We start from the raw sequence: 10,672 nt of genomic DNA, 5'->3' as shown, positions 1-10,672 counted from the left end.
TGAGGAGAGCCTCAACGCTCCATGATCTGGGTGACGTCATCCTTCTTGATCATCACCTCCCGCCCTTCGGTATCGTAATAGCGGTACATGCCGGTGCTCTCGTCCAGCTTGGGTTTGCTGTCGGTGGTGATCATCTTGCCATCCTTGGTGCTCATGATGTACTGGGAGCTGCACGCCACCAGTGCCAGGGCACACACCAGGATCATCATCAGTTGCTTCATCGCCTGTTTTGCCTCCCGCTTCACCCTCACCACGAGGGTGGTGTCTGAAGCCTAGTTCAACCAGATGAGCCCGTTTGCCGCCATTGCAGCAACGGGATCAACGTCAACAATCAGCTACTTGCGCCCACCCGGCTTGCCACTGCCACCGGTCCCCGGCCCGCAGCCGAGCGCCATTCTGTCTGCCGCCGCCTTCGCCTGCACCAGCCCGTAGCCATAGCTGTTGTCGCGCCCCAGCGCCCCCAGATCCTGGGCACTGCTGCGCAGGGTCTGGCGCAGCTGATCGTTGCTGCACTCCAGCCGCTGCGACCAGACCAGCGCCGCCACCCCGACCACGTGCGGCGTCGCCATCGAGGTGCCGCTGTAGTAGGCATAGCCGGTCGGCACGGTGGAGAGCACGGAGACACCGGGGGCGGCCAGCTCCACCTGATCGTTGCGCTGGGAGAAATAGGCCAGCTGCTTGTTGGCATCGATGGCGGCCACGCTCACCACACTGCTGTAGGAGGCGGGATAGGACTTGCTGGTGTTGCCCGCATTGCCCGCTGCCGCCACGCTCAGCACGTTCTGCCCATAGGCCTGATTGAACGCCTGCTCCTCGGTCTTGCTGGGCACGCTGCCCCCCAGACTCATGTTGATGACCATGCGGGTGAAGCCCCGGTTGCTCATCCCCTGCTTGCAGGCATTGAGCGCCCCCACCAGGTTGGAGGAGTAGGCCCAGCCGTTGGCCCCAAACACCTTGACGATCTGCAGCGGCACGCTCTGGTTCGGCAGCACCCCGACGACCCCCAGATCGTTGCCGCCCACGGCGGCGATGGTGCCTGCCACGTGGGTGCCGTGGCCGTTCTCGTCGCTGCTCCAGCTGCCGGTGCCGGCATCGTTGCTGCCCTGCACCTGGGCCCCGTGGGGCAGGTCCGGGTGGCCGCCGCTGTAGCCTGAGTCAATGATGCACACCAGCACCTCTCCCGCCGCCGCGTCACTGAGCTGCGGCGCCTGCACCATGGGAATGCCGTAGGGCAGGGTCTCGGCGCTGGCATAGCGTTTGGCGTCCGGCTCCACCCAGAGCACGTTGGGATTGTGCGCCAGCGCCGTGGCTGCCGCCGCTGGCAACCAGAGCGCCAGCGCGTGCTGCTCGAGCAGCGCCAGGGCCAGCTCGCCCCCCATTCCCTTGCTCTGGGCCAACACTGCCGCCTCCGCCCCCGGTTTCAGCTGCACCAGATAGCGATCCCGCTCGGCGGCCATCGCCCCCTGTCCCAGCACGCCTGCCACCAGCAGGCCTAGCCATATCCGTCTCATCAGTCACTCCTTGCATCGACCTGATTGTCACTCGCAAAGTGTAGTGTCCGGCTGGCGCAGGCCCGAGCGGGTACAAAAAGGCCGGACATGGGTCCGGCCTGTTTTGTCATCGTCGTCGATTACTTGGCGGGCTTGCGCTCGCCGGTCACGATGGGGTTCTTGGGATCGGCACTCCACTCGTACCAGCCGCCGTCGTAGACGCTGATCCGCTTCCAGTCCATCAGCCAGGCGTAGAAGAACGCCTCGGAGGCGCGCCAGCCGGTACCGCAGTAGAAGGCGGCCTGCTGGGTCGGTTCTATGTTCCACTCGTCCCACATGGCGAGGATCTCGCGGGCCGGCTTCATGGTGCCGTCCGGGTTGTGGAAGTCGCTCATGCTGTTGGCATCGACACCACCACGACCCCACTTGGCACCGGGAATGTCGCCCTTCGGCTTGATGTAGCTGTAGCCGGAGGTGTTGCCGACGAACTCGTCCCAGGTGCGCACGCTGACCAGGGCGCCGTCGGGCTGCTTGAGCAGCGCCTTGGCCTGGCTCAGGGTGGTGTAGTACTCGGGATGGGCCGGGATGGCGACGCCGAACTCCTTGGCCGGAGTGAACTTGTTGGCCAGCCCGGTCTCGGTGCGCAGATGCTGCACGAACCAGGCATCCAGGCCGCCGTCCAGCAGCCGCACGTCCTGCACGCCGGCATACATCATCAGGTGGGCCGCACGGGCCGCCGCCATGGTGTTGCGGCCGTAGAGGATGACGGTGGTGTCGTGGCGGATGCCGTTCTCCAGCAGCAGCGCCTTGAGCGCCTCGTCAGAGACCTTGTTCCACAGCGGCTCCTCTTCCAGCCGGTTGGTGTCGATGTAGCCGGCCCCCGGGATGTGGCTCAGCAGATAGGCCTTGGGTGAACCCCACGCCACCTCGAACAGCTTCCAGTCGCCCTTGGGCGCAGCCACCACCGGCTTGCCTTCCTGCAGGTCGGCCAGCCAACGCGGGTAGACCAGCTGCTGCCAGCGGGCCAGATGCTCGCGCGGCGCGGTTTTCCAGCCCTGCAGCTCGAACAGCTGCTTGATGCCCTGCTGGCGCAGCAGGCGGGCCACTTCGGCCACCTCGCGCGGGGCACCGTAGAGCGCCACCGGCCGATCGGCCTTCAGCCCCTTGGTCGCCAGTGCCGCCGGCCACTCCTCATCGCTGTACTTCCACTCGGCGGAGAGGTTCTCGGCGCCGACCACGTGGCCGCCCTGCTGCTCGCCCTCCATCGGCCAGCCCTGATAGAAGTAGCTGGCGCGGGTATCCAGAATGATCGCCTGTTTGGCGTTGGCATCCGTCAGCGAAAGCGGTGGCAGCTCGGCAGCCAGGGTCGGCAGGGCATGCCAGAGCAGCAAGGTTGCCAGGGTGGCCCGTAACAAGCTCATTATTCGTTTCATGGTGATCTCTCGATTCAGAGTGACAAGGTTAAAAAATGGAGCGGCCCAGACGCTCGGCCAGCAGTTCCAGCGCAGCCGTGCCCGCCAGCGAGTTGCCCGCCTTGTTGAGCTCGGGCGACCAGACACAGACGCACAATTCTCCCGGGATCAGGGCGATGATGCCGCCACCGACCCCGGATTTGCCCGGCATACCGACCCGATAGGCAAAATCCCCCGCCTCGTCATAGAGGCCGCAGGTAGCGAGCAGGGCGTTGACCTGTTTGGTGGTGCGAGCCGGCAGCAAGGGGGTCGTCGCGCCCAGCGGCACCCCGCGATTGGCCAGATAGATGAATGCCCGCGCCAGATCGACGCAACTCATGCGGATCGCACAGGCATTGAAGTAGCTCTGCAGCACCTTGTCCACTTCGTTCTCGAAATTGCCATACGCCTTCATCAGATAGGCGATGGCCGCGTTGCGGGCAGAGTGCTGATATTCGGAGCGGGCCACCACTTGATCCGCCATGATGGCCGGGTTGCCCGAGAGGCGGCGCACCAGCTCCAGGGTACGCTGACGCGGCGCGGTGAGGCGGGTCTCCAGCAGATCGCTCACCACCAGGGCACCGGCATTGATGAAGGGGTTGCGGGGAATGCCCTGCTCGAATTCCAGCTGCACCAGAGAGTTGAAGGGCTGGCCGGAGGGCTCCTTGCCGACCCGGGCCCAGATCTCCTCCTCCTGATAGAGGGTGAGCGCCAGCGTCAGGCTGAGGGCCTTGGAGATACTCTGGATGGAGAAGGGCTCGCAGGCGTCACCGGCGGTGAACAGCTCCCCTTCCACGGTACAGACGGCGATCCCGAGCCGGTCGGCCGGCACCTGGGCCAGCGCCGGAATGTAGTCGGCCACCTTGCCCTGTCCGAGCAGCGGGCGCACCTCATCCAGGATGCTGGCCAGTAATTCGGATGACAACACCATAAGCGATTCCATAACTAACGTGGCGATCCCATCACCACCGACAAAAATCCCGCCAGCGGCGGGATTTGTCTATCTGCTGTCGCAGGCTGTCGACACCGGGGCGCCTGCCACAGCCAGCCTGTCATCAGGCCGGTTCACCGTACCAGAGGTCGAACAGCTCGGTGACCACCACGGCTTCCATCCCCTTGCCTTCCAGCCAGGCTTTGACGGCGGCGCGGTCTTCTTCGCTGCATTTGCCCAACTGCTGGGTGCAGATCATCCCTTCCCACGCCAGGTGGCCGGAGCCGGCGAAGGCCAGCTTGCGGGGTTCGATCACTTCATCGATCATCGCGTCGACTACCGCATCGATGGTCTCTTCGGCGGTACCGACCGGGAAGTTGAAACTGATGTCGAAGCCCATTTCCTGGAATTCATCGACGCGCAGTTTCTTGCGCAGGCGGCGGCTACGATTGGCCATGATAGCTCCTTCAGTTAGTTGACACGTTTGAAAATCAGATCCCACACCCCGTGGCCGAGACGGTGGCCACGTTGTTCGAATTTGGTCAGCGGGCGCCAGTCGGGACGCGGCACCCAGTTGCCGGTGGCGGAGGTGTTCTCATACCCCTCGGCGGCACTCATCACTTCCAGCATGTGCTCGGCGTAGTTTTCCCAGTCGGTGGCCATGTGGAACACGCCACCGATGGCCAGCTTCTGGCGGATGTCCTGGGCAAAGGCCGGCTGCACAATGCGGCGCTTGTGGTGACGGCTCTTGTGCCAGGGATCCGGGAAGAACAGCTGCAGGCAGGCCAGCGAGCCGTTCGGGATCATGTGCTCGAGCACCTCGACCGCGTCGTGGCAGATGACACGCAGGTTGGTGACTCCCGCCTCCTGGGCGGTACCGAGGCAGGCACCGACACCCGGCGAGTGCACTTCGATGCCGATGAAGTTCTTCTCGGGGGCATTCTTGGCCATCTCCACCAGGGAGGCGCCCATGCCGAAGCCGATTTCCAGCACCACCGGGGCCTCGCGGCCAAACAGGGCAACCAGATCGAGCGGCTCCGGTGCGAAATCGATACCCATGACCGGCCAGAGCTCTTCCAGGGCCTTCTCCTGCCCTTTGGTCAGGCGGCCTTCGCGACGGACAAAGCTGCGGATCTTGCGCATGAACTTGCCGTCTTCGTTAAACACATCTTGGGTAACTGGCATAATCAAATTGCTCGTTATTGCATCGGTCTGGGTCACAGACCACATAAATGGATTGCTCGTTATCTCGTCGTGCTGGTCACAGACAACCGAGATGAATTGCTCGTTGTTTCATCGTTCCACCTCGCCGACGAGGCGCGAAATTGTTCGTCATTTCATCGCTCGGCGAAACAGGGTAGCGAATTATCCCAAGATAGGCTCAGGGCGCAAGTGTTTCGCGCAACAAATCCCCCGCCACTGACCAATTCCGCCACTGCGATTGACAAATGCCACCCCCTTCACAGAATCTGCCAGGCGCCGGGTGCATGCTGACCTGCGCAAATAAAACCATACACAACAAAGGATTGCAGTATGAAACACACAGCATTGGCGTTTGCCATCACAGCCCTGCTGGCCGGGTGCAACACCTCCAGCAACGATTCACAGGCCCCCTCCGCCGCCGAGCAGGCCTATGAATACCTGGTGCAGCTGAGTTCGACCGCCGAGGGGATCGGCGCCAGACCCACCGGCAGCGAGGCCGAGACCCGCGCCGCCGCCTGGATCCAGGACCACCTGGCCGGCTGGGGCTACGAGGTGCAGAACCAGCCCTTCACCTACACCAAGAGCGGGGCCAGCAAGACCTCCCAGAACCTGGTCGCCGAGCTCAAGGGCAGCAGCGACAAGGTGATCCTGATCGGTGCCCACTATGACAGCACCGGCGACAAGAAGGGCTCCGAGGGGGCCACCGACAACGGTGCCGGGGTCGCAGCCCTCTTGGCGGTGGCCGAAGCGCTCAAGGGGCAGACCCTGCCCTACACGGTGCGCTTCGCCTTCTTCGGCGCCGAGGAGAACGGCCTCAACGGCTCCAAGGCCTATGCCGCCAGCCTCGACAGCGCCGCCGTCGCCAAGCTGCTGGCGATGGTGAACTACGACACCATCGCCGGGGGCGACATCGTCTACGTCCACTCGGCCCACTCCGACGTGGCCGAGTACAACTGCGCCGATCCGAGCCGCTACAGCTTCGATCCCAAGGTGCGGGATCGCCTGCTGGCCATCTCCAAGCAGACCGCCACTCCGTTTGCCATCCACCCCAGCTACAGCGGCTACCCGGAAGGGGAGACCGGCAGCTGGTCCGATCATGCGCCGTTCGCCTGCCTCGGAGTGCCCATCGCCTACGTGGAGGCCACCAACTTCACCATCAACGGGGCGGATGGCTACGACGGCTACTCCCAGACCACCAATCCGGCGCTGTGGGACTGCTACGACGATGCCACCAAGAGCGCCTGCGATCGGGACAGCGAAACCCAGTGGGGCAAGATCTGGCATACCCAGTATGACCGCCTCGACAAGATGGCCGAACTGTTCCCGGGCCGGGTGCAGCAGCAGCTCGGTGCCAACACCGAGCTGATGATCCGCTTCCTCAAGGAGCCGGGACTGTAACGGGTCACGCCGGGGCTTTTGCGCCCCATGGCCGTCCCCGACCGATAAAATTCGGGCAGGTGCCAAACCTGCCCTTTTTTATCGATTTTTGTTACAGCCATTGCCTCATTTTTTAAATCTGATACAAACGGATAACTTGGCGGTCGAATGGAGCGACCGCTCACCATGCCAGAGAGAATCCTATGCAGCCGTTTTTTGCCCAGCGCTTCGAGAAGGTAGAGCCTTCCTTCATCCGCGAGATCCTCAAGGTCGCCGCCAATCCGGAGATCATCTCCTTCGCCGGCGGTCTGCCCAATCCGCACCTGTTCCCGGTCAAGGCCATCGACCAGGCCTGCCAGGACGTGCTGCGCGAACAGGGCGCCGCAGCCCTGCAGTATGCCGCCACCGAGGGCTTCGCCCCGCTGCGCCAGTACATCGCCGACCGCTATCTGGCCCGCCACGGCATGCAGGTCAATCCGGACAACATCCTCATCACCAGCGGCTCCCAGCAGGCGCTGGATCTGCTGGGCAAGGTGCTGATCGACGAGGGGCAGGATCTCATCATCGAGGAGCCGGGCTATCTTGGCGCCATCCAGGCCTTCTCCGTCTATCAACCGGCCTTCAAGCCCATCACCCTGGGTGAAGAGGGGCTGGATCTGGCGGCGCTGGATGCGCTGCTGGCGAGCGGCTCCAACGCCAAGCTGCTGTACGGCGTGCCCAACTTCCAGAACCCGAGCGGCGTCTCCTACAGCCGTGCCAACCGCGAGGCGCTGGCACAGCGACTGGTCAGCCACGAGCTGCTGATGGTGGAAGACGACCCCTATGGCGAGCTGCGCTTCGAGGGCGAACACCTGCCCCCCATCGCCAAGCTGGCGCCGAACAATACCGTGCTGCTCGGCTCCTTCTCCAAGACCGTCGTCCCGGCCTTCCGCCTCGGCTGGATGCTGATACCGGACTGGCTGCGCAAGAAGGTGACCATCGCCAAGCAGGCCACCGACCTGCACAGCAACGCCTTCAGCCAGCAGGTGCTGCACCGCTTCCTGATCGACAACTCGCTGGATGCCCATCTGGAGAAGATCAAGGAGGTCTATGGCCGTCAACGTGCCGCCATGGAGGCCGCCCTGGCCCGTCACTGCCCGCCCGGCGTCAGCTACACCCGACCGGAAGGGGGCATGTTCCTCTGGCTGACCCTGCCTTCGAGCGTCAGCGCCATGGCGCTGTTTGACGAGGCGATCAAGGAGAAGGTGGCCTTCGTACCGGGCGCCCCCTTCTATGTGCGCCCCGAGATCCAGAACACCCTGCGCCTGAGCTTCTCCTGCGTGGATGAAGCCACCATCGAGGAGGGGGTCAAGCGTCTGTGCCGCGCCCTCGCCCGCATGCTCTGACCAGCCTCTGGACGAAAAAAAAACCAGCGACCTCGGTCGCTGGTTTTTTTATGCGCGAAATTTGGCTCAGCCCTGCGCCAGCAGGCCGGCAAACTCCTTCATCGGCATCGGCCTGCCATACAGATAGCCCTGCAGGAAGTTCACCTGACGCGCCCGCAGATAGGCGGCCTGCACCTCGTTCTCCACCCCTTCGGCAACCAGCAGCAGACCGAGCCGGGTCGCCAGATCGATGACGTTCTCGACGATGTGGCTGGAGAGGGCATCGGAGCCGATCATGCCGACGAAGCTCTGGTCGATCTTGAGAAAATCCACCTGGAACTGCTGCAGATAGGTGAGGCTGGAGTGGCCGGTACCGAAGTCGTCGATGGCGATGAAGACCCCCAGCTGATGCAGCTCGGCAAACAAGCGGTCGGTCGTCTCGTCCGCCACGATCAGTTCCCGCTCGGTCAGCTCCAGCACCAGCTTGATGGGGTTCTCCCGAAACGCGTTGATGAAGTCGCGGCAATCCTCCAGCAAGCTCATGTCCTTGCAGTGGCTGGCGCTGATGTTGAAGCCGAAGTGGAACCCTCTGGGCAGGCTGTGCACTCGGCCTGCGAACTGCTCGCGCACCTGCTCCATCAGCAGCCGGGTCATGGGCACGATGAGGCCGCTGTCTTCGGCCAGCGGAATGAAGCGATCCGGCGAGATGAGGCCCTGGCGCGGATGCTGCCAGCGCATCAGCACCTCGCAGCCGCTCCAGTGGGCGTCGTCACCGGTCACCACGGGTTGCAGATAGGGGATGAACTCCCGTTGATCCAGCGCCCGCCGCAGCTCTTGGGAAGGCGAAGTCGAGCGGCCGGCCAGCCAGTAGACCAGGCAGCCCGCCAGCAGACCCAGCAATGGGTAGATGATGAGACTGGCCCGAGAGTAGTTCCAGATATGGCTGCCGTACTCGTCGTGGGAGAGCTCCGTGACCACCCGAAACGGATACTTGCCGGAGGTCTGCTCCAGCGACCCCAGCGCCACGGGCGGCACCTCGTCGTGGATCTGGCCGTCGGCCAGCATGCTCTGCGCCCCGATCACCAGGGTCAGCGGCGAGTTGCGGCTGAGCATGTCGAGAATATTGTGCAGGTAGTAGCCATCGATGCCGACCAGCACGCTGTACTCCCCCACCGGTTGGCGATAGACCACCAGAGGCCGCCCCGGCGTCACCGGATTGCCCCGCATCAGATCCAGCTGGCCATTGGCATAATCGGCCAGCGTGAAGGGACCCTGATAGGGGCCGTAGAGCGAGGAGCAGTAGACCACTTCCCCTTTGGCCAGGTTGACGGTGCGCACATCCGGCACGGTCGCTACCTGATCCCGCAGCCCCTGCACCACCTCCTCGCAGGGACGCCCCACACTGCTCTGCACCATGGCCGCCGCCTGATGGGCGTGATCCAGGGTACGCTCCAGCATCTCCCTGGCATGGAGCAGGCGCTCTTCGGCATCCTGCTTCATGCCGGCAAAGGTCTGCCAGGAGACGATCAATACCCCGAGCAGCAAGGGGAGCAGGCCGGCCAGCAACGCCGCCCCCAGCCTGGTATAAAACTGGCGCAACCTCAAACGACGAAACGGCATACCCACCCTCGCGGCAACGGTGAAAAAGCGGACGAGTCTACTCCTATCCCCTTCTCTGACAAGCCTTTCTGACAACTCTGACGGCAGAGCGGGGCGCTCTGACCAACACTATATCGCGTCTGCAGCGGGGCGACAGCGGCAGTCGCAGCCATCCCTTCGCATGTGCGCAGTGTTCGCTGCACGCCCCCTGGCGCGATGCGCCAGATGCCTGCTGTGACGATTATAATCTTTGCAAAAACAGCTGCTTGTTCATCTGGTGCCGGCCCACTAGAGTAGAGCCAACAGCGTCAGGGAGTCTGCATATGAAAATATTGATCACGGGAGGGACAGGCTTCATCGGTCGCCGTCTGGTGGCCCATCTCAAGGTGGCTCACGAGGTGCTGGTGCTGACCCGCCAGGGCAGCCGCGCCTATGATCTGCTCGGCCACGACGTCAAGCTGCTCGACAGCCTGGATCGGCTCGACAACCTCAACGACGTGGACGCGGTCATCAACCTGGCGGGGGAACCCATCGCCAACGGCCGCTGGAGCGAGCGGCGCAAGCAGCTGCTGTGTGACAGCCGCTGGTTGCTGACCGAACAGCTGGTCGACCTGGTCAAGCTCTCCGATACGCCGCCCAGGGTGTTGATCAACGCCTCCGCCATCGGCTGGTATGGCCGTCAGGGCGATGAGCCGCTGGACGAGCAGTGCCAGACCCCTCACGACGAATTCACCCATCAGCTCTGTCAGCAGTGGGAAACCCTGGCCCGCGAGGCCCGCAGCAAGCATACCCGGGTCTGCATCGTACGCATCGGGCTGGTACTCGGCACCGACGGCGGCGCCCTACCCAAAATGTTGCCTCCCTATCGCGTCGGCCTCGGTGGCCCCATGGGCACGGGGCACCAGATCATGAGCTGGATCCACATCCAGGATCTGGTGCGCGCCATCCTGTTCCTGCTGGAGCACGACGAGTGCGACGGCCTGTTCAACGGCACGGCGCCGCAGCCGGTCAGCAACCGAGAGTTCAGCCAGACCCTCGCAGGCACCTTGCACCGGCCGCACCTCTTCTTCGTACCGGCCCCCCTGCTGCAGTTGCTGATGGGCGAGGCGGCCGACCTGCTGCTTACCGGCCAGAGGGTGCTGCCGACCCGTCTGCAGCAGGCAGGCTTCCACTTCACCTACCCGGCGCTACCCCAGGCTTTTGCCAATCTGCTGAGCACTGCCCGCTGACCGGGCTTTTCAGCCAACCGGATAACAA

Annotated in this window: 10 protein-coding genes; 3 read left to right on the top strand and 7 right to left on the bottom strand. The window is 63.8% G+C overall.

What is annotated here, in order from left to right; genetic code table 11:
- Positions 1-11: 11 nt before the first annotated feature.
- The 6 genes from C2U40_RS03005 to trmB all read right to left on the bottom strand — a co-directional run bounded on the left by C2U40_RS03005 (position 12) and on the right by trmB (position 5,057).
- Positions 12-221 (bottom strand): YgdI/YgdR family lipoprotein, encoded by a 210-nt coding sequence (locus C2U40_RS03005; RefSeq protein WP_016351843.1) that lies wholly within the window; start codon positions 219-221, stop codon positions 12-14.
- 114 nt (positions 222-335) lie between these two features.
- Positions 336-1,511 carry a S8 family peptidase gene (locus tag C2U40_RS03000; RefSeq protein WP_103828193.1) on the bottom strand — a complete coding sequence of 392 codons (1,176 nt, stop codon included), beginning with the start codon at positions 1,509-1,511 and terminating at the stop codon, positions 336-338.
- Positions 1,512-1,630: 119 nt separating this feature from the next.
- Entirely contained in the window at positions 1,631-2,923 is a 1,293-nt protein-coding gene (locus C2U40_RS02995; protein ID WP_103828192.1) for a sulfurtransferase, read from the bottom strand.
- 28 nt (positions 2,924-2,951) lie between these two features.
- Positions 2,952-3,872, bottom strand: a complete 921-nt coding sequence (gene glsB, locus C2U40_RS02990; RefSeq protein WP_162517028.1) for a glutaminase B — start codon at positions 3,870-3,872, stop codon at positions 2,952-2,954.
- Between the two features lie 124 nt (positions 3,873-3,996).
- Positions 3,997-4,329, bottom strand: coding sequence for a YggL family protein (locus C2U40_RS02985; RefSeq protein ID WP_011707230.1), 333 nt, complete (start codon positions 4,327-4,329; stop codon positions 3,997-3,999).
- A gap of 14 nt (positions 4,330-4,343) precedes the next feature.
- Positions 4,344-5,057: a tRNA (guanosine(46)-N7)-methyltransferase TrmB gene (gene trmB, locus C2U40_RS02980; protein WP_017410916.1), complete on the bottom strand. Its 714-nt coding sequence runs from the start codon at positions 5,055-5,057 to the stop codon at positions 4,344-4,346.
- A 348-nt stretch (positions 5,058-5,405) separates the two neighbouring features.
- On the opposite strand from trmB, the gene C2U40_RS02975 reads away from it, so the two are divergent.
- Together C2U40_RS02975 and C2U40_RS02970 are read left to right on the top strand one after the other, a co-directional pair.
- Positions 5,406-6,473, top strand: a complete 1,068-nt coding sequence (locus tag C2U40_RS02975) for a M28 family metallopeptidase (RefSeq protein WP_017410915.1) — start codon at positions 5,406-5,408, stop codon at positions 6,471-6,473.
- A gap of 182 nt (positions 6,474-6,655) precedes the next feature.
- Complete coding sequence (locus C2U40_RS02970) at positions 6,656-7,837, top strand: aminotransferase-like domain-containing protein (RefSeq protein ID WP_103828190.1); 1,182 nt, start codon at positions 6,656-6,658, stop codon at positions 7,835-7,837.
- Between the two features lie 66 nt (positions 7,838-7,903).
- Here the strand turns inward: C2U40_RS02970 and C2U40_RS02965 are convergent, their stop codons facing one another.
- Positions 7,904-9,436 (bottom strand): EAL domain-containing protein, encoded by a 1,533-nt coding sequence (locus C2U40_RS02965; protein ID WP_103828189.1) that lies wholly within the window; start codon positions 9,434-9,436, stop codon positions 7,904-7,906.
- A 302-nt stretch (positions 9,437-9,738) separates the two neighbouring features.
- Here C2U40_RS02965 and C2U40_RS02960 point away from each other — a divergent pair, with 302 nt between their 5' ends.
- A complete protein-coding gene (locus tag C2U40_RS02960; RefSeq protein WP_103828188.1) occupies positions 9,739-10,644 on the top strand; it encodes a TIGR01777 family oxidoreductase in 906 nt (301 codons plus the stop codon).
- The last annotated feature ends 28 nt before the right edge of the window (positions 10,645-10,672 follow it).

It is taken from the genome of Aeromonas sp. ASNIH4 (genome assembly GCF_002934425.1).
Taxonomy (GTDB): domain Bacteria; phylum Pseudomonadota; class Gammaproteobacteria; order Enterobacterales; family Aeromonadaceae; genus Aeromonas; species Aeromonas hydrophila.
This window is presented reverse-complemented; position numbering and strand designations above follow the sequence as displayed.

What these genes read in the sequence shown, in the direction of transcription:
- C2U40_RS03005 (WP_016351843.1), bottom strand. Translation starts at nt 221, where the DNA reads ATGAAGCAACTGATGATGATCCTGGTGTGTGCCCTGGCACTGGTGGCG.
- C2U40_RS03000 (WP_103828193.1), bottom strand. Translation starts at nt 1,511, where the DNA reads ATGAGACGGATATGGCTAGGCCTGCTGGTGGCAGGCGTGCTGGGACAG.
- C2U40_RS02995 (WP_103828192.1), bottom strand. Translation starts at nt 2,923, where the DNA reads ATGAAACGAATAATGAGCTTGTTACGGGCCACCCTGGCAACCTTGCTG.
- glsB (WP_162517028.1), bottom strand. Translation starts at nt 3,872, where the DNA reads ATGGTGTTGTCATCCGAATTACTGGCCAGCATCCTGGATGAGGTGCGC.
- C2U40_RS02985 (WP_011707230.1), bottom strand. Translation starts at nt 4,329, where the DNA reads ATGGCCAATCGTAGCCGCCGCCTGCGCAAGAAACTGCGCGTCGATGAA.
- trmB (WP_017410916.1), bottom strand. Translation starts at nt 5,057, where the DNA reads ATGCCAGTTACCCAAGATGTGTTTAACGAAGACGGCAAGTTCATGCGC.
- C2U40_RS02975 (WP_017410915.1), top strand. Translation starts at nt 5,406, where the DNA reads ATGAAACACACAGCATTGGCGTTTGCCATCACAGCCCTGCTGGCCGGG.
- C2U40_RS02970 (WP_103828190.1), top strand. Translation starts at nt 6,656, where the DNA reads ATGCAGCCGTTTTTTGCCCAGCGCTTCGAGAAGGTAGAGCCTTCCTTC.
- C2U40_RS02965 (WP_103828189.1), bottom strand. Translation starts at nt 9,436, where the DNA reads ATGCCGTTTCGTCGTTTGAGGTTGCGCCAGTTTTATACCAGGCTGGGG.
- C2U40_RS02960 (WP_103828188.1), top strand. Translation starts at nt 9,739, where the DNA reads ATGAAAATATTGATCACGGGAGGGACAGGCTTCATCGGTCGCCGTCTG.